The sequence below is a fragment of the Pseudomonas sp. MWU12-2029 genome, from assembly GCF_023242425.1.
In the GTDB taxonomy this organism is placed as follows: domain Bacteria; phylum Pseudomonadota; class Gammaproteobacteria; order Pseudomonadales; family Pseudomonadaceae; genus Aquipseudomonas; species Aquipseudomonas kribbensis.
Window position 1 is genome coordinate 322055 of record NZ_JALJDY010000001.1, and the last position, 21750, is coordinate 343804.

Annotated in this window: 23 protein-coding genes and 1 tRNA gene; 5 read left to right on the top strand and 19 right to left on the bottom strand. The window is 58.8% G+C overall.

All coding sequences use genetic code 11. The features are described from left to right. Positions 1-20 precede the first annotated feature (20 nt). The 4 genes from M5B44_RS01520 to M5B44_RS01535 are packed head-to-tail and all read right to left on the bottom strand — an operon-like array spanning position 21 to position 4191. Positions 21-2129 (bottom strand): DUF6311 domain-containing protein, encoded by a 2109-nt coding sequence (locus M5B44_RS01520; RefSeq protein ID WP_248738032.1) that lies wholly within the window; start codon positions 2127-2129, stop codon positions 21-23. Further along, positions 2126-2509, bottom strand: coding sequence for a GtrA family protein (locus tag M5B44_RS01525; RefSeq protein WP_248738033.1), 384 nt, complete (start codon positions 2507-2509; stop codon positions 2126-2128). The genes M5B44_RS01520 and M5B44_RS01525 overlap by 4 nt, the downstream gene beginning before the upstream one ends. Continuing rightward, on the bottom strand, positions 2509-3219 hold the full coding sequence (locus tag M5B44_RS01530; RefSeq protein ID WP_248738034.1) for a class I SAM-dependent methyltransferase: 711 nt from the start codon (positions 3217-3219) through the stop codon (positions 2509-2511). The genes M5B44_RS01525 and M5B44_RS01530 overlap by 1 nt, the downstream gene beginning before the upstream one ends. Positions 3220-3222: 3 nt before the next feature. Beyond that, positions 3223-4191 (bottom strand): glycosyltransferase family 2 protein, encoded by a 969-nt coding sequence (locus M5B44_RS01535; RefSeq protein WP_248738035.1) that lies wholly within the window; start codon positions 4189-4191, stop codon positions 3223-3225. Between the two features lie 278 nt (positions 4192-4469). Between M5B44_RS01535 and M5B44_RS01540 the strand changes: the two genes are divergently transcribed. Next, positions 4470-4661 (top strand): YegP family protein, encoded by a 192-nt coding sequence (locus M5B44_RS01540; protein ID WP_085730015.1) that lies wholly within the window; start codon positions 4470-4472, stop codon positions 4659-4661. A gap of 86 nt (positions 4662-4747) precedes the next feature. Here the strand turns inward: M5B44_RS01540 and ppk2 are convergent, their stop codons facing one another. The 7 genes from ppk2 to dapA all read right to left on the bottom strand — a co-directional run bounded on the left by ppk2 (position 4748) and on the right by dapA (position 10613). Continuing rightward, on the bottom strand, positions 4748-5572 hold the full coding sequence (gene ppk2, locus M5B44_RS01545; RefSeq protein WP_248738036.1) for a polyphosphate kinase 2: 825 nt from the start codon (positions 5570-5572) through the stop codon (positions 4748-4750). Positions 5573-6052: 480 nt separating this feature from the next. After that, positions 6053-6433 carry an avidin/streptavidin family protein gene (locus M5B44_RS01550; protein WP_248738037.1) on the bottom strand — a complete coding sequence of 127 codons (381 nt, stop codon included), beginning with the start codon at positions 6431-6433 and terminating at the stop codon, positions 6053-6055. 486 nt (positions 6434-6919) lie between these two features. Beyond that, positions 6920-7009: transfer RNA gene (locus M5B44_RS01555), tRNA-Ser, on the bottom strand. An 84-nt stretch (positions 7010-7093) separates the two neighbouring features. Next, a complete protein-coding gene (gene purC / locus M5B44_RS01560) occupies positions 7094-7807 on the bottom strand; it encodes a phosphoribosylaminoimidazolesuccinocarboxamide synthase (protein WP_007958019.1) in 714 nt (237 codons plus the stop codon). Between the two features lie 28 nt (positions 7808-7835). Beyond that, complete coding sequence (locus M5B44_RS01565) at positions 7836-8597, bottom strand: MBL fold metallo-hydrolase (RefSeq protein ID WP_085710246.1); 762 nt, start codon at positions 8595-8597, stop codon at positions 7836-7838. 4 nt (positions 8598-8601) lie between these two features. Further along, positions 8602-9717 carry an outer membrane protein assembly factor BamC gene (bamC, locus tag M5B44_RS01570; protein ID WP_134825790.1) on the bottom strand — a complete coding sequence of 372 codons (1116 nt, stop codon included), beginning with the start codon at positions 9715-9717 and terminating at the stop codon, positions 8602-8604. 17 nt (positions 9718-9734) lie between these two features. Then, complete coding sequence (gene dapA / locus M5B44_RS01575; RefSeq protein ID WP_085710243.1) at positions 9735-10613, bottom strand: 4-hydroxy-tetrahydrodipicolinate synthase; 879 nt, start codon at positions 10611-10613, stop codon at positions 9735-9737. Positions 10614-10925: 312 nt separating this feature from the next. On the opposite strand from dapA, the gene M5B44_RS01580 reads away from it, so the two are divergent. Then, positions 10926-11486 carry a glycine cleavage system protein R gene (locus M5B44_RS01580; RefSeq protein ID WP_085710242.1) on the top strand — a complete coding sequence of 187 codons (561 nt, stop codon included), beginning with the start codon at positions 10926-10928 and terminating at the stop codon, positions 11484-11486. A gap of 10 nt (positions 11487-11496) precedes the next feature. After that, positions 11497-11970: a peroxiredoxin gene (locus M5B44_RS01585; RefSeq protein WP_096819409.1), complete on the top strand. Its 474-nt coding sequence runs from the start codon at positions 11497-11499 to the stop codon at positions 11968-11970. A gap of 34 nt (positions 11971-12004) precedes the next feature. Here M5B44_RS01585 and M5B44_RS01590 read toward each other — a convergent pair whose 3' ends face one another. Continuing rightward, entirely contained in the window at positions 12005-13075 is a 1071-nt protein-coding gene (locus M5B44_RS01590) for an AI-2E family transporter (protein WP_085710240.1), read from the bottom strand. Between the two features lie 32 nt (positions 13076-13107). Continuing rightward, complete coding sequence (locus tag M5B44_RS01595) at positions 13108-13347, bottom strand: sulfurtransferase TusA family protein (protein WP_007963279.1); 240 nt, start codon at positions 13345-13347, stop codon at positions 13108-13110. 97 nt (positions 13348-13444) lie between these two features. On the opposite strand from M5B44_RS01595, the gene M5B44_RS01600 reads away from it, so the two are divergent. Beyond that, complete coding sequence (locus M5B44_RS01600; RefSeq protein ID WP_114881795.1) at positions 13445-14878, top strand: M48 family metalloprotease; 1434 nt, start codon at positions 13445-13447, stop codon at positions 14876-14878. Between the two features lie 78 nt (positions 14879-14956). On the opposite strand, the gene M5B44_RS01605 is transcribed toward M5B44_RS01600, so the two are convergent. The 4 genes from M5B44_RS01605 to rpoE form a co-directional block, all read right to left on the bottom strand. Next, positions 14957-16405 carry a DegQ family serine endoprotease gene (locus tag M5B44_RS01605; RefSeq protein WP_248738038.1) on the bottom strand — a complete coding sequence of 483 codons (1449 nt, stop codon included), beginning with the start codon at positions 16403-16405 and terminating at the stop codon, positions 14957-14959. Positions 16406-16612: 207 nt separating this feature from the next. Then, positions 16613-17575, bottom strand: coding sequence for a MucB/RseB C-terminal domain-containing protein (locus M5B44_RS01610; protein WP_085710237.1), 963 nt, complete (start codon positions 17573-17575; stop codon positions 16613-16615). Between the two features lie 8 nt (positions 17576-17583). Beyond that, positions 17584-18171 carry a sigma-E factor negative regulatory protein gene (locus M5B44_RS01615; RefSeq protein WP_114881793.1) on the bottom strand — a complete coding sequence of 196 codons (588 nt, stop codon included), beginning with the start codon at positions 18169-18171 and terminating at the stop codon, positions 17584-17586. A gap of 31 nt (positions 18172-18202) precedes the next feature. Next, positions 18203-18784, bottom strand: a complete 582-nt coding sequence (rpoE, locus tag M5B44_RS01620; RefSeq protein ID WP_003172477.1) for an RNA polymerase sigma factor RpoE — start codon at positions 18782-18784, stop codon at positions 18203-18205. A gap of 558 nt (positions 18785-19342) precedes the next feature. Between rpoE and nadB the strand changes: the two genes are divergently transcribed. Continuing rightward, positions 19343-20959, top strand: coding sequence for an L-aspartate oxidase (gene nadB / locus M5B44_RS01625; RefSeq protein WP_085710235.1), 1617 nt, complete (start codon positions 19343-19345; stop codon positions 20957-20959). On the opposite strand, the gene M5B44_RS01630 is transcribed toward nadB, so the two are convergent. Together M5B44_RS01630 and M5B44_RS01635 are read right to left on the bottom strand one after the other, a co-directional pair. After that, a complete protein-coding gene (locus M5B44_RS01630; RefSeq protein ID WP_248738039.1) occupies positions 20928-21380 on the bottom strand; it encodes a protein YgfX in 453 nt (150 codons plus the stop codon). The genes nadB and M5B44_RS01630 overlap by 32 nt on opposite strands. Continuing rightward, a complete protein-coding gene (locus tag M5B44_RS01635) occupies positions 21364-21618 on the bottom strand; it encodes a succinate dehydrogenase assembly factor 2 (RefSeq protein ID WP_065257636.1) in 255 nt (84 codons plus the stop codon). Before M5B44_RS01635 ends, M5B44_RS01630 begins: the two co-directional genes overlap by 17 nt. Positions 21619-21750: the final 132 nt, after the last annotated feature.

Here is a 21750-nt window from a genome sequence, read left to right on the forward strand (position 1 = left end):
ATCGTCTATGCGCCCATGGATCAGTTGACGGTCAGCGTCTTCAGCCCCATCGCCAGTTGCCTGGCATCATTGCTCACCCCCGACTGGCGGGGACTGATCGCGTCGGCAAACTGCAGTTGCACGCGCAACAGGCCATCCTCCCTGATGCGTTGGCGAATGGCCGGAGTCAGATTCAACTCAAGGATATTGCCATCGGGCTTTTCGAGGCTGATGGCCGGCGCCTCGATACCATTGAGCTTGATCACGACATCCTGACGGGCGTGCCCCGGCGGCAGGAACGCCATCGTCTCCAGGCGCAGGCTGCGAGCCGAATCCGCGACACGCATCACAAGCTCCGCGTCAGTACCGCTGGACCAGATACCGAACGGTTCCGGATCCGACCAGCCACCTGCGAGAAACACCTGGCCGGCATCCCCGTAACTGAACCGCATCTCTTGTCCGCTGGCGAGTTCAGGCACCCTCTCCTGCGGCGTTTTTTCCACGGAAACCTGCAAGCAATCGCGACATTGTTTCCAGCCCGGCGCCAGCACGAGGAAGCCATCGATGCGGGTAAAAAGATCGGTTGTGGTATGGATGTTCGAGAACGCCCGCAGCAGTGCCCGATCACCGAGCAGGTACAACGTGTCAGGATCGTATTGCCCGCTGGCCATCATTTCGGAAGCTCGCCGGCCGGCCTCCTCCAGAGGCGCCTGCGCCATTCGGCCAAGATAAACCGCATCCGTCGCCATTCCGTGCACGGCGGCAAATGCTGCCACGTTCATCCATTGCGACGAATGATTCTGCGGCGTCAGCCAGCGAATCTTTTGATAGTGCGTCGCCGCGCTCTGCCAGAAGGGATCGACCATCGGAGTCGCCCACCGAGACGACGGCTCCATCATCAAATGCTTGCGGATGGGCGCCCAGCCGCGGTGGGTATCCGCGACCTGGACCAGCAGCGCCATTGCCAGCAGGCAGATCGCCGTGCGCGGCTCGTTGGCCCGTATCACCAGAAAAACGATGACCAGAATGACGGCGTAGTAGACCGGCCAGACCATGCGCCCCGAGCCGCGGAAAATATTGGCGACGGCGATGATTTTTTCCGGAAGTGGATACGTGAAATTCAGCGGCCCGAACGCGATGTTGTTGGACACGGCAAACACCATCAGCCCCGCCAGGGCGAGAAGCAGAACAGGGTATCGACGCAGCTTTTCTCCGAGGCCGGTGCGCCCTTGCAGCCAGCCGACAAAACCACAGAGCGCCAGCAAGAGGAGCCCGAACCCCAGAAACCCGAAGCCTTCAGTATCGCCGACGCCGCCGGGCAGATCCCTCAGCACATAGGACCAGGCGTTGGCGCTGAACAGCGTCAGCAGATTGGCCCGGTACAAGCCAAAACCATCGGACGCCGCATCGGCGCCACTGACGGAAAAATACCCGGCCTGCCAGCAACACACGCTGACCAGGGCAAACAGCACGACCAGCTCGACTGCTGCGTTGCGCACCGTCAGTTTGTTTTTGAAGCAACGAGCTGCCAGATCCGCCACCCAGATGAGCGCAACCATTGCCAGCAAGTAGGCGTGAATCAATGCGGTACATCCCAGCAAGGCCCCCCAGGCCAGACGTCGGCGCTCGTCTCCCGGTCGCAGCGCCAGGTACAGCGCTGCCAGAATTACGAAGTGCCCGGCCAGTGACAGATGCACCGGTATGCGCATGATCATCGGCGGCGCAAACAGAAACAGCGCAGCGCCCAATGCGCGCAAGGTCACGTGTGGTGTGATCAGACCCAGCAGCTTCCAGGCGAACCACGATTGCAGCATGAAACAGCCGAGAAACCACAGACCGAAATACTGGAACGTCTCGGGCAATAACCCGGCGAAAGGCTTGAACAGCAATGCCAGCAGCGGATTGGAGTCGGAGAAGATCAGGCCGTTGCCCAACTCCAGGCCGTAATTCGGATTCAGGCCCAGCGGAAAGGTCCAGGGTGACTGACGGAAGAACACCCACCCCAGATAATGCGTTGCAGGATCCCCCTGCCCCAGCCAGGCAATGTTCTGCGGGTTGAGTGCGCGCGGGCCGACCACGATGAAAAAGGCCAGGACGCCGATCATCAACGGCAACAGAGTGACAGCCAGGCGCCTTGCCGAATCCTTCATCGATACGTCCAGAAGTTATGCAATACAAAAGTGAATGCCGGAATGGTCAGCGCGACCGCGACGATTCCCAGCAGATAGTGCAGGCCGGCCATCTGCGCGGCCCAGGCCACGAACATCGCCAACACGAAGCCTCCCACCGATACCATCAGAAAACGCAGCAAGGTCTTGCCGTGCAACCTCGCGGAAAAACTCCAGGTGGTGTTGATCACGTAGGAAACCACCGTCGCCACGACAAATGCCACACCGTTGGCCAACGGCGGTTGAGGGCTCACGAAATTGATGAACAACACGGCCACCAGTGCATGCAGGGCCGTGACGAACAAACCCGTTACGGCAAAGCGCAAGCCGCGCTGGATGAGTTCTGAGCGCTGTGTCGCCATCAGGGTTTGCGCGCCAGCACGAATACACTGAGACCGGCCAGACGGTTCATGCCCATCAACGGCAATTCGAGACGGCACAGGGTTTTCAACAGCGTATTGACCAGCGGGTGGTGTTTTTTCAACTGCGAACGTGGCGCCGAACCGCGAGAAGCGCCGGGTATCAGGCGTGACGCGACGGCAATCGGGAACACTGCTCCGAAGTAGTAGGCGCCCTTCTCGACCGTTAATCCGGCGTTCTTTGTCAGAGACTCGAACTGTCCCAGGGTGTAGCGGCGTTTGTGTTCGAGGAAGTCATCGTGCCCGCTCCACATGAACTGGAACGCCGGTACGGTCATCAGAAAGCGGCTGCCGGAGGGCACTTTGTCGACATAGGACTTGAGCAGGCCGAGGTCATCATCGACGTGCTCCAGCACATCCATCAGCAACACCAGATCGGCGTCCACGGTGTCGATCGAACGGCAGTAATGAACCGGCTTGCCGGCGGTGGTGGCGCTGGAGTCGGCCGGATAGCTGATGTCCACGCACCACGCTTCTCGCGCGCCAGTGTGAGTCAACAGATGATGGGAAAAGAACCCCGAACCGGCGCCGACGTCGAGAATGCGCTTGATCGGCGCCTCCCCCAGCAATCGGCGGGTCGCTGCCGCCTTGGAGCAGTAATACCAATGCTCGCCGATGCTGTCGCCGAGGATGTCGGTTTCCTTGAGATCCATGCTTCAGTCCTTCGGGTCATAAATGCGGCGCACCAGGAAAACCGGCCGGCGCTTCGCTTCGATATAAGTGCGGCCCAGATACTCGCCAAGCACACCGATGCCGATCAACTGCAAGCCGCCAAGGAAGGTCACGGCGACCATCAGCGACGCATAACCGGGCAGGTCGATGCCATACATCAGCGTGCGGACCACAATGAACATGGCAAAGGCGAACGATATCAGGGACACCATCGCTCCCAGATACGTCCAGATCCGCAACGGCTCGGTGCTGAAACTGGTGATGCCTTCGAGCGCAAAATTCCACAGCCGCCAGCCATTGAACCGGCTCGTTCCGACCGCCCGTTCCGGGCGCTCGTACTCGATCTGGGTGGTGCGAAATCCGACCCACGCAAACAGGCCTTTCATGAACCGCCGGGACTCCGGCAGCGTCAGCAGCGCGTCCACCACGCAACGATCCATCAAACGGAAATCGCCGACATTCTCGGGCAGTGACTGATCGGCGATCCGGTTGTGCAGACGATAGAACCAGGTGGCGGAAGTCTGCTTGGCCCAGGAGTCGTTGCGGCGGCTGATGCGATGCCCCAGCACCACTTCATAACCTTCACGCCAGCGCTCGATCATTTGCAGAATGACCTCGGGCGGATCCTGCAGATCGACATCGATCGGCACCACGATCTGCCCGGTTGCGGTCTGCAAACCGGCAGAGAGCGCCGCTTCCTTGCCGAAATTGCGACTCAGATCGACGATGCGAATCTGCGAATCGCTCTGCTGGCAGAGCAGCAGACGCTCCAGTGTCGAATCGGTACTGCCGTCGTTGACGAACACCAACTCAAGGCTGATCAGGGTTTCACGTTCGAACACCTGACGAATGCGCAGCAGAAAGCCGTCGAGGCTGCCCTCTTCGTTGAATACGGGAATCACCAGCGACAGTGTCACCGGCCCCGCGTGTGGCGTTCCATGCGGATGGGTCAATGGACTGCTCTTTTTTATAGTGTTTGTCGGTCGTCGAACGAAATCCGACGCCATGAGCCGCACCGTATTAAGCAGCACCACTGAAGGTCATGCAAGGGAGACGCAAGGACGTACTTGCCAATCCGAAGGCCGATCCCGACGCTCTGCCCCGCGCCTCGCTGAAACATTACCCAACGATTGGAAACAAATCCCCGATAGCCAAATAACTGCTCTCCGCTAGGCTTGCGACGATGCGCCAAACAGGTTGTCGCAATATCCCATCGCATGGAGCGAACTGAATGTATTTCGAGATTTACAGGCAATCCAGGGGCACCCCGAGTACCGGCAAGGGCCAATGGCGCTGGCGGCTACGGGCGGGAAACCACGAGACGGTTGCCAGTGGCGAGTCGTATGTGAACAAGGCGGACTGCCTGCATGTGATCGAACTGATCAAGGGCGTGCAGGGGGATACGCCGGTCAAGGAGATTTGAGGGCTGGCTGACAACCCTGCAGGAACTAAAAAGCCCCGCTGAATTTCATCAACGGGGCTTTTCCGAGCTGACGCGAACACCTGTCTTCAGAATTTCTCGGGGATGTGCCGGAAGGGATAATCCGACTCCTTGTAGCCCCCAGGTTTCTGCCGCTTGGGTAACTCAACCTTCTCGCGCGAAACACTCTTGTACGGAATGCGGCTGAGAAGATCGGAGATGATGTTCAGGCGCGCTCGCCGCTTGTCGTTCGAATCGGCCACCAGCCAGGGTGCATATTCGGTATCGGTTGCCTTGATCATGTCGTCACGCGCCCGCGAATAGTCATACCAGCGGCTGTACGACTTGAGATCCATGGGCGAGAGCTTCCAGATTTTTCGACCGTCCTTGAGACGCTCTTCCAGCCGGCGGGTCTGCTCTTCCTGACTGACGTTCAACCAGTATTTGAGCAGAATCACCCCGGAATCGACGATGGCATGCTCCACCAGCGGAACCGTCCTGAGAAATTTTTCGGCCTGATTCTCGCTACAGAACCCCATCACCCGCTCGACACCGGCGCGGTTGTACCAACTGCGATCAAAGATCACCACCTCACCCGCCGCCGGCAGATAAGGCAGGTAACGCTGCATGTACATCTGGCTCTTCTCGCGCTCGCTCGGAGCCGGCAACGCCACCACCCGGAACACCCGCGGGCTGACCCGATCAGTAAGCGCCTTGATCGTCCCGCCCTTCCCCGCCCCGTCACGCCCCTCGAAAATCACACAGACCTTGATACCCTCGGCCCTCACCCACTCCTGCAGCTTGACGAGTTCAACATGCAGTCGACGCAACTCCGCCAGATAGTCTTTGCTCGACAACTTCGGGCGATCTGCGGGGGCGTCTTTGGGCGACTCTTTCTTCTTTCCCTTTGCCATGACCGAACCTCATGCAATGAAGGGGGTGACCGCCGGATGGCTGGCGGCCTATGAGCTGGAATGCAGGAGTTTAGTCAATTAACGCGAGTGAAACTCGCCTCCCTCCAATACTGCTCCAACAATCCGTTGTTTCACGTTAGCAGGGGAGTGCCTACCAGCAAAGCACTTGACATTCTGTTTTGCGAGCTCTCACAAAGACACTTTCAGTAAATACGTCATTTATCAAGGAAAACGGCTAATACATCTAGACTGAGTACTTTTCGGTGGGTAAAGATTTTTTGAGGATGTGATGAAGACCGTTTTCCAAAGAGCAAACAGCACCCTGAGTAAAGAGCAACTAGATTACGCCCCCATGCTCAACTGCATTTCTTCCCATAAAAAAAGCCCCGCAGTTCAAGCTACGAGGCTTTTCAAATATTGACGGAGATGCGGAGATTTCCCCCTCCAAATGCATGAGTAAAAAATCCGTACCCTTTCACCCTATGGCTTTCTAAAGAAAACATCGGCCCCCGCATTGATCGATGCCCATTCATCTCCGGCATCGACCTGCTTGGTCATCTGCCACAATGTCTTTAACTCACCCGGTGCAGTGGGCTCCAATTGGCCAACCCAGGCTGTGATCGCTTGAAAGTCACGCCAGTGGACGACCCAAGATACGAGATCCCCATCCACATAACCTGTCAGATCACCAATGGTTTTTCCACCAGTAGAGCTATCGGCACTTTCATACTCTCCGCTAAGGACTCCATTCACTTGTTTGATTCTGGCCTCTGATTTTATCTGATTGATCCAGATACCACTAAAATCTATTGTTTTCCCAGTACCAGCCGAAGCGCGCCTGAGTGCTTTTTCTTGGCTCATCTTTTAAAACTCCTTTTCCTATTGAGGCGATGGAAATCACACGCACGATTAACGTCCTGGAAAGCCACATGTACTGCAATGCCGACTCATCCAACAAAAGATAAAAACCACACACAGCGTGATTGCTTTGCTGCTTCTATCCAATAAAGCTCCGTGCCTTTGTATAAGTCCCGATTATTTAAACCTTGCGTCAGACACAACACGAGGGAAGTCAACATAATTGTTGGCCTCGCCACGGAGTTTAGCAGCGTTTTTTTGGTCTGCTGTTTTGGCCGATTGTATTGATCCTAGGCGCAGGCTAGGAGCTTAGGAAAAGTAAAGCCATCAAAGCCTCTACCTGATGCTCCGACTCCTAATCACGACAAAAGAGAAAAGATTTATTCCACACGGGCAAAACAACCCTTATCGTTCCAGCACAGCACCATACTTTCTCAGCGCATACGAAAAAGCCCCGTAGCTTCTCAGCTACGGGGCTTTTTCTGTGTATGGCGGAGAGATAGGGATTCGAACCCTAGGTACCGGTGAAGGTACAACGGATTTCGAATCCGTCCCATTCGGCCACTCTGGCATCTCTCCAACGGCGCGCATCATAACAACACTTTCGCTGAATGGGAAACCCCTAAACGAAATTTTTTCCGTGCTATCAGATGCTTGCGTCGATTAAAGCGGCACGCCCAGACGGTTGGCGACTTCTTCGTAGGCTTCGATGACGTCACCGAGGCCCTGACGGAAGCGGTCCTTGTCCATCTTCTTCTTGGTGTCCTTGTCCCACAGACGGCAGCCGTCCGGGCTGAACTCGTCGCCCAGGACGATGGAGCCGTCGCTGAACACGCCGAATTCAAGCTTGAAGTCCACCAGCAGCAGGCCAGCGTCGTCGAACAGTTTGCTCAGGACTTCGTTGACCTTGAGCGACAGTTCTTTCATGCGCGCCAGTTGCTCGGCGGTGCCCCAGCCGAATGCCACGACGTGGGATTCGTTGATGAACGGGTCGCCCTTGGCGTCGTCCTTCAGGAACAGTTCGAAGGTGTACGGGTTGAGCTTCATGCCCTCTTCGACGCCCAGACGCTTGACCAGGCTGCCGGCGGCGTAGTTACGCACGACGCACTCGACCGGGATCATGTCGAGTTTTTTCACCAGCACTTCGTTGTCGGCCAGCAGCTTGTCGAACTGGGTCGGAATGCCGGCCGCTTCGAGTTTCTGCATGATGAAGGCGTTGAACTTGTTGTTCACCATGCCTTTGCGGTCGAGCTGCTCGATGCGCTTGCCGTCGAACGCCGAGGTGTCGTTGCGAAACAGCAGGATCAAGCGGTCAGCGTCGTCGGTCTTGTAAACCGATTTGGCTTTGCCGCGGTAGAGTTCTTCACGTTTTTCCATGATGGGCTCCGCTTGCTAAGTAGATGGGCTAGGCGATGTGGCGCCAGTCGAGCCCTGAATCTTGATCGGCCAGTTGCAGCCAGTCCGGGTCGCACCCGAGGGTGTCGACAAAACATTGCCGGGCCAGCTGCGGCAGGTTGTTCTTGCTGCTCAGATGGGCCAGGACCAGGTGTTGCAGGCCTTGCCAGCCCAACTCGGCCACCAGGAATGCCGCCTGATGGTTGTTCAAATGTCCCAGCTCGCCGCCCACCCGCTGCTTGAGAAAGTACGGGTAATGACCACGGGCCAGCATGTCTCGGCAATGATTGGACTCGATCATCAACGCATCGAGGTCCCGATAACCGTCCAGCACCTGCTCGCAGTATGAACCCAGATCGGTCAGCAGGCCGAAGCGCCGCTGTTCCTGATCACTGAAGACATACTGGGTCGGTTCCTGTGCATCGTGGGCCACGGCAATGACCCGGATGTCCAGAGCACCGATCTGCAGTTGCTCGCCGCCGGCCACGAAGCCTGCGGGTTCAATCGGTTTGCGCATCCCGCGCAGTGTGCCGCGACTGAGGTAGACCGGCAGATTGTAGCGCCGAGACAGCAAACCCACGCCATGCACGTGGTCGGCATGTTCGTGGGTCACGAGTATCGCGCTCAGTTGCGCCGGGTTCACACCCAGGCGCAACAGGCGTTTTTCGGTTTCCCGCAGGGAAAAACCACAATCCACCAGCACATACGTATCAGCACTGGCGATCAGCGTGCCGTTCCCTTGGCTACCGCTGCCGAGAACGGCAAAACGCATTGGATCAGCCCAGGTTGTCCTGAATCACGCTCAACACTTTGCGGGCCACATCGGCCGGGGCAACGGTGTTGATGTTTTTCTCGACGGTGACCTGAACGCTGTCGCCAACCTTGCTCAGGCGAACCTGATAACGCTCGGCACGGGCTTCAACTTCTTCCTTGGTCGGCGCGCTGCCGAACAGGCTGCTGAAGAAACCAGGCTTCTCGTCTTTCTTCTCGGCCTTTTCGGCCAGGTTGATGTAGTACAGGCCCAGGCTGCGGTTGATGTCTTCAACGCGCCACTGACCTTGCTCCAGCGCACGACCGACGCTCGACCAGGCACGGTCCAGATCGGAACCGACGTTCAATACCGGGTTGCCGCTGCCGTCTTCGCTGAGGCTGACGCGGCTCGGGGTATCGAAATCACGCGATGCCAGCATCGACACCGAACCGCCCTTCTCGGAAGTACGGCTCATGCTCGCGAGCATGTCGTCGACCAGGGCAGCGTCCAGGCCAGTGTTGACCGAACGGTTGGTGAAATCGACATTGGCGGTGCTGCCGGCAGGACGCTCGGCGCTGACTACATAGATTTCACTGGTATTGCGCTGTACGCCCGGCTCGATGCGCACACGCACGCGGGTTTCGCTGTCGGCACCGACGCCGGCGGCGCTCAGGCGCTTGGCCATGGCGGCGGACAGTTCGTCGGAATGCTGCCAGGTGGTGGTGAATTCGCCGGTTTGCGGACGCTGCTCATCCAGACGGAAACCGTTGTCCTGGAAAAACTGCACAGCCACTGGCCAGACTTCGGCCGGTGGATGCTGGCCCATGACCCAACGCGAATCACCGCTCTTCTGCAGCGAGTAGTCGCTGGCGTCGGCAATTGCCGACAGCGGCTGAGGACGCGGAACCACGTATTCGCCGGTGGCGGTATCGTCGGCGACGTTGCGCGGGATCGGCAGCAGCGGATCCAGACGCTTGGAGGTGCTGACACCTTCTGGCAGTTGCATCGGTGCAGTCTGTTTCGCTTCCAGGTAGTCGCTACCACGGTCACGGAAATAACCTTCCGGGCCCCAGATCCATCCGCAGCCACTGGTGCTGGAGATAATCAAGGCAAGTGCGGAAAGTCCGGCCATTCGCTTCATGCGTTGTACTTCCTCAATTAAACCAGGACGCTGCACTGGCGCAGGGCCGAGCGCAACGTTTCATGACAAGGAGCGCTCAGCCAGGTCAGCGGCAGGCGAATGCCTTCGTGCATCAGGCCCATTTCGACCAAAGCCCACTTCACCGGAATCGGGTTGGCTTCGATGAACAGGTCCTTGTGCAGCGGCATCAGTTTTTCGTTGATGGCCCGTGCGGTCTCGGCGTCGCCCTTGAGCGCGGCCTCGCACAGGTCGGCCATTTCGCGCGGGGCGACGTTGGCGGTGACGGAGATGTTGCCTTTGCCACCCAGCAGGATCAGCTCGACAGCGGTCGGATCATCGCCGGACAGCACGATGAAATCCTTGCTCACGCCGTCGAGGATTGCCTTGGCGCGTTTCAGGTCGCCAGTGGCTTCCTTGATACCGATGATGTTCGGCACGGTGGACAGGCGGATCACGGTCTCGGCCTGCATGTCGCAGGAGGTGCGGCCGGGAACGTTATAGAGGATCTGCGGGATGTCGACCGCTTCGGCGATGTGCTTGAAGTGCTGGTACAGGCCTTCCTGGGTCGGCTTGTTGTAGTACGGGACCACCAGCAGGCAGGCATCGGCGCCGGCTTCCTTGGCGTTGCGGGTCAGCTCGACGGCTTCGCGGGTCGAGTTGGCGCCGGTACCGGCGATCACCGGAATGCGGCCTGCCACCTGTTTGACCACGGCTTTGATGACGGCAATGTGTTCTTCTACATCAAGGGTTGCCGACTCGCCGGTAGTACCGACCGCGACAATGGCATGGGTGCCGTTCTTGAGATGGAAGTCCACGAGTTTGCTGAGGCTGTCCCAGTCAAGACGCCCTTGTGCATCCATGGGTGTGACCAGTGCCACCATACTGCCCGCAATCATGAAACCGCTCCTGCCGGAAAAAGAGAGCGGTAATGGTACTGGCGCCAAGATGCTTGCACAAGCGAAGTACTGCGCCGCCATTCCCCTTGGCGCCGCTTTTCGCTACCCTTCAGACTTTGATCGGTACTGATCAGCTTGTGCGCCGGGTTCCTGCCCCCCGTTTCGGCCTTCCAGACCCCGTTCCAGCGTCGCCGTCTTACGCGTCCTTATTATTGGAGCCGTGGCGACAGGCGAATCGGGTCTTGCGGACAGGTATGTCCCGGCACTCAACGCCCTCACCCTACCGACCGCTCATCGCTTTAGGAATGCTGCATGTCCACCCCCACAGTTCGCGAACAATTCCTTGTCATCAGTGCCCTCGGCGCCAATCCCATGGAGCTGACCAACGTCCTGTGCCGCGCCAGCCATGAAAACCGCTGCGCGGTCGTCACCTCGCGCCTGACCCGCCACGGCGAGTGCAGCGCCCTGGTGCTTGAGGTTTCCGGCAGCTGGGACGCCCTGGCCCGCCTGGAAGGCAGCCTGCCAACATTGGCCAAACGCCACTCGTTCACGGTCAATGTGGTGCGCAGCGCCGCCCTGGAAAACCGTCCGCAAGCCCTGCCGTATGTGGCTTACGTGTCGTCGGCCTATCGCCCGGACATCATCAACGAGCTGTGCCAGTTCTTCATGGACCACAACGTCGAGCTGGAAAACCTGACCTGCGATACCTATCAGGCACCACAGACCGGCGGCACCATGCTCAACGCCACGTTCACCGTGACCCTGCCGGCCGGCACCCAGATCAGCTGGCTGCGCGACCAGTTCCTGGACTTCGCCGATGCCATGAACCTCGACGCACTGATCGAACCGTGGCGCCCACAGAACCCAATGTAAGGAAACTTTCATGGCCGTAGCTATCGATCAACCGGTTGCCGACTTCGAAGCACCCGCCACCAGCGGGCAGACCGTCAGCCTCTCGGCCCTCAAGGGCAAGCAAGTGGTGATCTACTTCTATCCGAAGGACAGCACGCCGGGCTGCACCACTGAAGGTCAGGGTTTTCGTGATCAGTACGCCGCGTTCAAGGCTGCCAACACGGAAATCTTCGGTATCTCCCGCGACAGCCTGAAGTCCCACGAGAACTTCAAGTGCAAGCAGGAGTTTCCGTTCGAACTGATCAGCGACAAGGACGAAGCCGTCTGCCAGCTGTTCGACGTGATCAAGCTGAAAAAGCTCTATGGCAAGGAATACCTGGGCGTGGATCGCAGCACGTTCCTGATCGACAAGAATGGCGTTCTGCGTCAGGAATGGCGCGGCGTGAAAGTGCCGGGTCACGTCGATGCAGTGCTGGCCGCTGCTCAGGCGCTGAACAAGGCCTGATCCTTTCGGCGCCCTGGCGGGCGCCGAATTGCTTTCAAAGCAATGGCGCCACCACCGGTTCCTTGCGCGGCCACGCATCGAGCACAGCCTTGAACAGCGTCGCCAGCGGAATCGCGAAGAACACACCCCAGAAGCCCCACAACCCACCGAACAACAGCACCGCGCAGATGATCGCCACCGGGTGCAGATTGACCGCTTCGGAAAACAGCAACGGCACCAGCACGTTGCCGTCCAGCGTCTGGATGATCCCGTAGACCGCCATCAGATAAATGAACTGATCGCTCCAGCCCCACTGGAACAGTGCAATCAGCATCACCGGCACAGTCACCACCACTGCCCCGACATACGGCACCACCACCGACACGCCCACCAGCAACGCCAGCAGCGCGGCGTAGTTCAGCCCGAGGGCGACGAAGGCGATGTAGGTTACTCCGCCACAGATCACGATCTCGATGACCTTGCCGCGAATGTAGTTGGCGATCTGCCGGTTCATTTCCTCGGCAACCCGGGTGATCAGCGCTCGCTCACGCGGCAGATAACCGCGCACCCATTCACCGATCATCACTCGATCCTTGAGGAAGAAGAACACCAGGATCGGTACCAGGACCAGGTAGATCATGATGTTCACCAGCAGCGGCAGACTCGACAACGAGAACGTCAGCGCCCACTGCCCGAATTTACCGATCTCGCCGCGCGCCGCTTCGATGGCTTGCAGCACCTGCTCGTCGGACACCAGATGCGGATAGCGCTCCGGCAGCAGCAACAGCAGCGATTGCCACTTGGCGAGCATGCCCGGCAGCTCGTTGAACAGCGTGATCAATTGATGCCAGAGCAGCGGCAGCACCACGACGATGAACAACAGCAGCACGCCCATGAACAGCGCAAATACCAGCCCCACCGCCGCGCCCCCGGGCATGCGCAGGCGTTCAAGCGTGACCACCAGCCCCTGCATCAGATACGCAAGCACCATCCCGGCCAGCACAGGCGCGAGCATTCCGCCAAGGGTAAGCACGGCGGTAAAGGCGAGAAACAACAACACCGCCAGCACCACCGCCTCTTCATCGGAAAAGTAGCGCTGAATCCAGTCGCGTAACACTTTGAACATCAATAATCCTTAGGTCTTTTACGCTGTCGATTTCAGGCTTTTTTCAACCAATACCGGTAGACGCCCGCCTCGTCTTCTTCACGCAGCAGCGTATGACCGGCCAACCGGGCAAAGGTGCGAAAGTCGCGCTGCGAGCCGGCATCCGTGGCGATCACCTTGAGCACTGCGCCACTGGGCAGCTTGTTCAGTTCCATCTTGGCCTTGAGCAACGGCAACGGGCAATTCAGGCCGCTGGCGTCCAGTTCACAGTCGTGGGCTACAGCGTCGGTCATGCGTTACTCCGGTTCAGAGGGTCAGGCTGCCTAGAATATCTGGTCGCAGGCCCGGTGTCCGGCTACAGTAAGGTCTTTGTCGACTAAGGCTTTGTGCATGACATTTTTGCGCCCTACCCTGCTGACGCTCGCTTGCCTGCTCGCCTCACCGGGCTTCGCCGACGACCTGCCGTCACTCGGTGACGCCAGCTCTGCCATCGTCTCGCCACAACAGGAATACCAACTGGGCCGCGCCTGGTTGGCGCTGCTACGCAGCCAGGTTTCACAGCTCAACGATCCGCAACTCAAGGACTATGTCGAGTCCAGCGTCTATAAGCTGGTGGAAACCAGCCAGGTCAATGACCGACGCCTGGAATTCATTCTGATCAACAGCCCGCAGCTCAACGCCTTCGCGGCGCCGGGCGGGATTGTCGGGGTCAACGGCGGCCTGTTCCTCAATGCCCAGACCGAAGGTGAATATGCCTCGGTACTGGCTCACGAACTGGCTCACTTGTCCCAACGCCACTTCGCCCGAGGCGTCGAAGCGTCGCAGCGGATGCAGGTGCCGATGATGGCCGCGCTGCTGGCCGGGATCGTGATTGCAGCCGCCGGTGGCGGCGAGGCCGGGATCGCGACCATCGCGGGCACCCAGGCTGCGGCGATCCAGTCGCAACGGACCTTCTCGCGCCAGAACGAACAAGAGGCGGACCGCATCGGTATCCTCAACCTGGAGAAGGCCGGTTACGACCCGCGCTCGATGCCGACCATGTTCGAACGCCTGATGCGCCAATATCGCTACGACGCCAAGCCTCCCGAATTCCTGCTGACTCACCCGGTGACCGAATCGCGTATCGCCGACACCCGCAACCGTGCAGAACAGGCCAAACCCGGCGGCATTGAAGACAGCATGCGCTATCAACTGATCCGCGCGCGGGTGCAGTTGATCTACGAAGAAACCCCGGGAATGGGTGCCAAGCGCTTCCGGGCACAACTGGACGAGAACCCGAAAAACGATGTGGCCCGTTACGGCCTGGCGATCGCCCAGATCAAGGGTGGCCAGTTGAATGAAGCGCGGGAAAACCTGAAGCAACTGCTGGAAAAATCCCCGAACGAGATCATCTACAACCTCGCCCAGGTCGATCTGGATATCACCAACAATCGTCTGGCGGATGCGCAGTCGCGCGTCGACCGCATGCTGACTCAATACCCAGGAAACTACCCGCTGAATCAGGTACGCGTCGATCTGTTGCTGAAACAGAACCGCACCGCCGATGCGGAAAAGGCCTTGGAAGGCTTGCTGAAGTCTCGGCCAGACGATCCGGACGTCTGGTATCAGGTGGCGGAAACCCGCGGCTTGTCCGGCAACATCATTGGCCTGCATCAAGCCCGTGCCGAGTATTTCGCGCTGGTCGGCGATTATCGCCAGGCCATCCAGCAACTGGATTTCGCCAAGCGCAAGGCTGGCAGCAACTTCCCGCTGTCGTCGCGGATCGATGCTCGTCAGCGCGAACTGATGGAGCAGGAACGCATGATCAAGGACATGATGGGATAAGCCCGCCCCAGGAAAAACTCCGGGCACAAAAAAACCGCCTCTTTCGAGGCGGTTTCTTTTTACTCAACCGCTACTGGATCATTCAGCCAGCTTGAATGTAATGAAGCTGGCACGGCCCTGACGCAGAACCCGCATCGACACGGAGCGATTCTTCGGCAGCGCCTTGGCGATCTCGGAGAACTCCTTGGCCGAGCTGATGGCCTGGTTGTTCAAGTGAGTAATGATATCGCCTGGCTGCAGGCCGATCAGGGCGGCTGGACCGTCCTGCACGTCCTTGATCACCACACCACCCTTGAGGTCGTAGGTTTTCTTCTGTTCGGCAGACAGTTCAGCGACCGAAACACCGAGGCGATTGCTGTTAGTCTCGGCGCCAGATTTCGGCAGGGCATCCAGCTCCTTGTCTTCATCCGGAATCGCGCCGACGGTCAGCTCGATATTCTTGCGCTTGCCTTCACGAATCACTTCCAGATTGGCCTTGGCACCAGCTTTCAGCGCACCAACCAGATGAGGAAGATCTGCGGACATGACGATCGGTTGACCATTCATGCTCAGAATCACGTCACCCACTTGCAGACCACCCTTGGCAGCCGGACCGTCATCCTGGATCTGAGCCACCAGTGCACCGGCCGGTTTTTCCAGACCGAACGACTCGGCCAGATCCTTGTTCACTTCCTGGATGACCACGCCCAGCCAGCCGCGGCTGACCTTGCCACCGCTTTTCAGCTGGTTGGATACATCCATGGCAACGTCGATCGGGATGGCGAAGGAGACGCCCATGAAGCCCCCGGAACGGGTGTAGATCTGCGAGTTGATCCCTACCACTTCACCGTTCAGGTTGAACAGCGGACCACCGGAGTTACCCGGGTTGATCGGCACGTCGGTCTGAATGAATGGCACGTAGTTTTCGTTTGGCAGGCTGCGGCCAACGGCGCTGACGATGCCCTGGGTCACCGTGTGATCGAAGCCGAACGGCGAACCGATCGCGACCACCCACTGCCCGGCTTTCAGGTCCTGTGATTTGCCGAGTTTGAGCACTGGCAGATCCTTGCCTTCGATTTTCAGAAGGGCCACGTCGGAGCGCGGGTCAGTGCCGATCAGCTTGGCTTTCATTTCACTGCGATCCGCCAGGCGAACGAGAATTTCGTCAGCATCGGCAATCACGTGGTTGTTGGTCAGGATGTAGCCATCAGGCGAAATGATGAAGCCCGACCCCAGCGACTGTGCTTCACGCTGGCGATCACCACGCGGCGAACGCTGTTGCGGTGGCATGCCCCGTTCGAAGAACTCGCGCAGCATCGGTGGCAGGCCTTCCAGATCAGGCATCTGCTGGTTCACTTTGCGATCCGGCAGCTTTTGCGTGGTACTGATGTTCACCACCGCAGGCGAGGCCTGTTCGACCAGCTGGGTGAAATCCGGCAGGTTGACCGGACTGGCCGCATCAGCCGCCTGGACTGCAGGAACAGCCTGACCGAGCACCAGCACGGTGGCGACGATGGAGAGATAAGACTTCAAGCTTGGTATCGACATACAGCTCCCGTTACGACGAGCAGGGTTAAGCGATATGGAGCAAGGAACACCGGGAACTACAGGCCGGCATTTTTGTTCCGGGAACAACAAAACAAGGCCAGAGCCGTGAGGCTCTGACCTATAAAAAATTTTTGGATTATTTGCAAATGAAAATGCTCAGCAAACATTTCATGTCTCGAACACGAAGTGGAAACTGCTGAAATCAGCTCACTGCTTGCTGGTTGCAGCGCCATCGTTGCGTATCGACAAGGCAATCCGCTCGGCAGTACCGATTGGAATTTCGCCGACCACCGTCACCATCATCTCGCCCTGAGGCGTAGTCAAACGGCGGGATACGGCAACCGTTGGCCCCAGCTGAGTCCGTGTATCCGTGACGACGGCACCGTTCAGTGGTTCCAGGAACACCGAGAAACGCGCCAGACCATCGTCATACAGCAGGCTGTTGACCTGGGTCTTGGTGTCAGGATCTTTGTGTGAGGAACTGCTGGTGAGTTCAAAGCCGGGCGGCAACCAGTCGGATCGCCAGACCTGTGCGGTCTTGACGGCAGAAGCCTTGTCACTGTCGAGGTTGACAGGCTTGCAGTCGGAGGCTGCCTGAAGATCCTTGTCGGATGGAACCTCGGCAGTATCCAGTCGAGTGAACTGGAAGCGCTCGAGCAATTGGCCCTTGTCGTTGAGCAGCAACGACTTGAGCGGCAATCCCGTTTCCTTGTCCAGGTGCAGTTCAAATCCGTAGCGATACTGATCCCGTGGCGTCAGCGATACGATTACCGCATCACGCCCGGCCACACGCGACTTGCCGATCACGGCAAGCTCATACCAATTCTTCAGCTTCTGTGGATCGAGTGGACGAGCGGCAGAGTTTGGAGAATCTCCCAGCCCCGCAATCAGGGTGCCGCTGACGCATTGAGTATGCCCATCAATGCGCACGACTTCCTGTGCCGAACCGTCGAGCTGGAGCAAGCGCTCGCGAACCTGCCCGTTCTGGACGCGATGCCAGATGCTGTGGGTAGAAAAACTACCGTTACGCTCGTAAACGAATGTGCCGTGGAAGCTTTGCTGCTGCTCGGCCTGGCCCAGGCGCGTCAGCCAATCCTGGGCCTCATCGGCGTGGGCTGGAACAATGAACCAGCCACTGAGCAGAAGCGAAAGTAGAGGTATGGCGCGCATGATCCTCCTTAACGGTTTTCCAGACTGGCTGCTCGTGCGTAAGGCAGTGCGCTTTCAGTACCTTTCAGCGCAGCTTGCTGAGCATGTTGACGCAGGTAACCCGGCAAACGCTGATCGTGCCAGCCTGGCTGGCCTTGCAGCACACCATTGGCCATAGGACCCGTGGCTTCAGAACTCTCATTGTAGCCTGCCAGTACCGCCGGCCCCTTGACCTGCGGAGTCGCCAGCGCTGGCTGATTGGACTGCTGCGCCAGTTCGACACCTGCAATTTCGTCATGGTTATACAGACGAACGCCTGCCAGAACGGCAACGGTCACCGAGGCTGCAACGGCCAGACGACCCAGGCTGCGCCATGGACCGCGGGACACTTTGGCTGGAGTGGCTTCATCTTCCAGCGCAGCAGACACTGCCGCAGCGAGATCCAGGCGTGGGAGCAGCAGATCCTTGTGCATGGCTGCCCGAGCGATCTGGTAACGAGCCCAGGTTTCGCGGGTTTCAACATCGTCCAGTGCATTGAGCACTCGACGCAATTCCAGTTCGTCCGCTTCGTTATCCATCACTGCGGACAGCGATTCCTGCAGGGCTTCCCGACTCATGGCGTTCCTCTCTTGGCTGTCGCCGCTGTCTTTAGTTTTCCTGCAACAACGGCTGCAGGGCTTTATCGATGGCCTCCCGGGCGCGGAAAATCCGGGAGCGCACGGTACCAACCGGACATTGCATGACGCTCGCGATGTCCTCGTAACTCAGACCGTCGAATTCGCGCAAAGTTAATGCCGTGCGCAAATCTTCTGGCAGTTGCTGAATGGTTCGATGGACGGTGCCTTCGATCTCATCCCGCAGCAATGCGCGTTCAGGAGATTCGAGATCCTTCAGGCCATGATCGCCGTCATAGAACTCTGCATCTTCGGAACTGACATCGCTATCCGGCGGCCGGCGGCCGCGTGAAACAAGATAGTTTTTCGCCGTGTTGATGGCGATGCGGTAAAGCCACGTATAAAACGCACTGTCTCCGCGAAAATTTCCTAATGCCCGGTAAGCCTTGATAAAGGCTTCTTGAGCAACATCCTGGGCTTCATGGGTGTCGTGCACGAAACGCACGATCAACCCGAGAATTTTGTGTTGATACTTCAACACGAGCAGATCGAAAGCTCGCTTGTCACCGCGCTGAACGCGTTCGACCAGCTGCTGATCCTCTTCCTGGGTTAGCATGAACACTCCTCGATAAACTCGGAGGAAGCTTGCATGGCTAAACGACCGGACTTGCAAACATAGACTCGGGCTTTTCGCAAAAGTTCTCCCCCTCCAAGCAAGTTTCCTGCGGGCTCTGATTTGGCACGCACGAAAAACGCAGCGCGGGATAAACCGGCTGCGCGAATAATCTTTTCATCGGCTCGCCGGCTAGAACCCAACCGCAGGTTCCGCATTGAAGCCGACACTGTCCCTTGTTTCGGGCAACTGTCTATTGATCTTGGGCCTCTGGCAAAAGTTCCAAATATTTATAGACGGGCCACGCCGACATTGGGCAACCGTGAGCGGAAAAAGCATGTTTCATCTGCGATACAGTCGCTTTTTCCCAAAACCGGCGGAAAAAACTTCCGACAAAGCGTCGGCATTTCATCGTCACAGTAGTTTCACAATGCCATATCCACCCGGCTATTGTGCCGCCCCACCCCTCTATATACTAGTGGGCTGTGTGGCTGTCTCGACTCGCCCATCCGCCTGTCTTGCGCCAACCCCGACCCGGGTCGCATTGAGCGGAATCCTGAAATGAGCCAACAGTTTCAACACGATGTTCTGGTGATTGGCAGCGGCGCTGCCGGTTTGAGTCTCGCGCTGACCCTGCCCGGTCACTTGCGCATCGCCGTACTGAGCAAGGGCGATCTTGCCAACGGTTCGACTTATTGGGCCCAGGGTGGCGTGGCGGCCGTGCTGGACGACACAGACACCGTCGAATCCCACGTCGATGACACCCTCAATGCCGGCGGCGGCCTGTGCCATGAAGATGCGGTACGTTTCACCGTCGAGCACAGCAAAGAGGCTATCCAGTGGCTGATCGACCAAGGCGTGCCGTTCACCCGTGATGAACAGTCCGGGACTGAAGACGGCGGATTCGAATTCCATCTCACCCGCGAAGGCGGCCACAGCCATCGACGCATCATCCACGCCGCCGATGCCACCGGTGCCGCGATCTTCACAACCTTGCTCGCCCAGGCAAAAGAACGCCCGAACATCGAGTTGCTGGAACAGCGCGTCGCGGTGGACCTGATCACCGAACGCCGCCTGGGCCTGGACGGCGACCGCTGCCTCGGCGCCTACGTGCTCAATCGCAAGACCGGCGAAGTCGACACCTATGGCGCCCGATTCGTGATTCTGGCTTCCGGCGGCGCCGCCAAGGTCTACCTCTATACCAGCAACCCTGACGGCGCCTGCGGCGACGGTATCGCCATGGCCTGGCGTTCGGGTTGCCGGGTAGCGAACCTGGAATTCAATCAGTTCCACCCCACCTGCCTCTATCACCCGCAGGCCAAGAGCTTCCTGGTGACCGAAGCCCTGCGCGGTGAAGGCGCACATTTGAAGCTGCCCAACGGCGAACGCTTCATGCAGCGTTTCGACCCGCGTGCCGAACTGGCACCACGGGACATCGTCGCCCGGGCCATCGACCATGAGATGAAGCGTCTGGGTGTCGACTGCGTCTATCTCGACATCAGCCACAAGCCCGAAGCCTTCATCAAATCGCACTTTCCGACCGTCTACGAGCGCTGCCTCGGATTCGGCATCGATATCACCAAGCAGCCGATCCCGGTCGTCCCGGCGGCGCACTACACCTGCGGTGGCGTCATGGTCGACCAACAGGGTCGCACCGACGTACCCGGGCTGTACGCCATCGGCGAAACCAGCTTCACCGGCCTGCACGGCGCCAACCGCATGGCCAGCAACTCGCTGCTGGAATGCTTTGTTTATGCCCGTTCGGCAGCGGCTGACATTCTCGAGCAACTGTCCGACATCGCCATTCCCCGCGCCCTGCCCGCCTGGGATGCGAGCCAGGTGACCGACTCCGACGAAGACGTGATCATCGCGCACAACTGGGACGAGCTGCGGCGCTTCATGTGGGACTACGTTGGCATCGTGCGCACCAACAAGCGCCTGCAGCGTGCCCAACACCGCGTGCGCCTGCTGCTGGACGAAATCGACGAGTTCTACAGCAACTATAAGGTCAGTCGCGACCTGATCGAGTTGCGCAACCTGGCACAAGTAGCGGAACTGATGATCCGCTCGGCCATGGAGCGCAAGGAGAGCCGAGGCCTGCATTACACCCTCGACTACCCGGATCTGCTGCCCGAGGCCCTCGACACTATTCTGGTGCCGCCCACCTACGCCGGCTGAACTTGAGCCGCACACGCAGGCGTCGGTGCAGATCCGCCGCCTGCGCATCCCGGGGCACGCAAATCGACCTGACCCGACGCTCGCCGCGCAACCGAAAGCGCAGCACCACGATCAATGGCAGCGCCAGGCTGTCCGGGCGCAACTGCACCGGTTGCCAGCCATCGGCCTGACTCCACAATTGCCAGCCATCGGCGTCACGACGCAATCCGCAGAATGCCTTGGGATGACTCAGCAGAATCTGGCGGGGCAACACCCACGCGGCATGGATCAGGCAGGCGACACCACCGAGCAGACTGACCCAGAAAGGGATGACAAGCAGAAACAAAGCGCACAGGGCGAACGCCTGGGCCAGGAGATACGCCGCCAGCAACTGCCGTGAGGCCTGCCAGCGGCATTCGAACGTGTTACTTGGGCTGGACACGATCCAGAATCATGCGAACCATGCGTTGCAGCTCCGGATCTTCGGACTCGCTGCGTTCCATGAACCAGCCGAACATGTCCTGATCCTCGCATTCCAGCAGGCGGACATACAGCGCACGGTCCACCTCGTTCAGATTCGAGTAGACCTCTTTCACGAACGGCACCAGCAACACGTCAAGCTCGAGCATGCCGCGGCGGCTGTGCCAAAAGAGGCGATTCAGTTCAACTTGTTCGACCATGGAGCGCTCCTCAAATAGGCCGCAAGTATACAGGCCCGAGACGGGTCGAACAGTCGGCTTTGGTCGGGCACCACCGATCCTTTATGAACTACCCATTTCAACACCACCCCCTTATGATGTGCCCCAGTCTAT

Excerpts from the sequence above, each read along its gene's own strand:
- dapA (WP_085710243.1), bottom strand. The coding sequence starts at position 10,613 with ATGATTGCGGGCAGTATGGTGGCACTGGTCACACCCATGGATGCACAA.
- M5B44_RS01530 (WP_248738034.1), bottom strand. The coding sequence starts at position 3,219 with ATGGATCTCAAGGAAACCGACATCCTCGGCGACAGCATCGGCGAGCAT.
- M5B44_RS01610 (WP_085710237.1), bottom strand. The coding sequence starts at position 17,575 with ATGCGCGCCATACCTCTACTTTCGCTTCTGCTCAGTGGCTGGTTCATT.
- M5B44_RS01605 (WP_248738038.1), bottom strand. The coding sequence starts at position 16,405 with ATGTCGATACCAAGCTTGAAGTCTTATCTCTCCATCGTCGCCACCGTG.
- M5B44_RS01580 (WP_085710242.1), top strand. The coding sequence starts at position 10,926 with ATGTCCACCCCCACAGTTCGCGAACAATTCCTTGTCATCAGTGCCCTC.
- ppk2 (WP_248738036.1), bottom strand. The coding sequence starts at position 5,572 with ATGGCAAAGGGAAAGAAGAAAGAGTCGCCCAAAGACGCCCCCGCAGAT.
- M5B44_RS01615 (WP_114881793.1), bottom strand. The coding sequence starts at position 18,171 with ATGAGTCGGGAAGCCCTGCAGGAATCGCTGTCCGCAGTGATGGATAAC.
- M5B44_RS01635 (WP_065257636.1), bottom strand. The coding sequence starts at position 21,618 with ATGGTCGAACAAGTTGAACTGAATCGCCTCTTTTGGCACAGCCGCCGC.
- nadB (WP_085710235.1), top strand. The coding sequence starts at position 19,343 with ATGAGCCAACAGTTTCAACACGATGTTCTGGTGATTGGCAGCGGCGCT.
- M5B44_RS01595 (WP_007963279.1), bottom strand. The coding sequence starts at position 13,347 with ATGACCGACGCTGTAGCCCACGACTGTGAACTGGACGCCAGCGGCCTG.
- M5B44_RS01590 (WP_085710240.1), bottom strand. The coding sequence starts at position 13,075 with ATGTTCAAAGTGTTACGCGACTGGATTCAGCGCTACTTTTCCGATGAA.
- bamC (WP_134825790.1), bottom strand. The coding sequence starts at position 9,717 with ATGAAGCGAATGGCCGGACTTTCCGCACTTGCCTTGATTATCTCCAGC.
- M5B44_RS01520 (WP_248738032.1), bottom strand. The coding sequence starts at position 2,129 with ATGAAGGATTCGGCAAGGCGCCTGGCTGTCACTCTGTTGCCGTTGATG.
- M5B44_RS01540 (WP_085730015.1), top strand. The coding sequence starts at position 4,470 with ATGTATTTCGAGATTTACAGGCAATCCAGGGGCACCCCGAGTACCGGC.
- M5B44_RS01525 (WP_248738033.1), bottom strand. The coding sequence starts at position 2,509 with ATGGCGACACAGCGCTCAGAACTCATCCAGCGCGGCTTGCGCTTTGCC.
- M5B44_RS01565 (WP_085710246.1), bottom strand. The coding sequence starts at position 8,597 with ATGCGTTTTGCCGTTCTCGGCAGCGGTAGCCAAGGGAACGGCACGCTG.
- M5B44_RS01585 (WP_096819409.1), top strand. The coding sequence starts at position 11,497 with ATGGCCGTAGCTATCGATCAACCGGTTGCCGACTTCGAAGCACCCGCC.
- rpoE (WP_003172477.1), bottom strand. The coding sequence starts at position 18,784 with ATGCTAACCCAGGAAGAGGATCAGCAGCTGGTCGAACGCGTTCAGCGC.
- M5B44_RS01600 (WP_114881795.1), top strand. The coding sequence starts at position 13,445 with ATGACATTTTTGCGCCCTACCCTGCTGACGCTCGCTTGCCTGCTCGCC.
- M5B44_RS01550 (WP_248738037.1), bottom strand. The coding sequence starts at position 6,433 with ATGAGCCAAGAAAAAGCACTCAGGCGCGCTTCGGCTGGTACTGGGAAA.
- purC (WP_007958019.1), bottom strand. The coding sequence starts at position 7,807 with ATGGAAAAACGTGAAGAACTCTACCGCGGCAAAGCCAAATCGGTTTAC.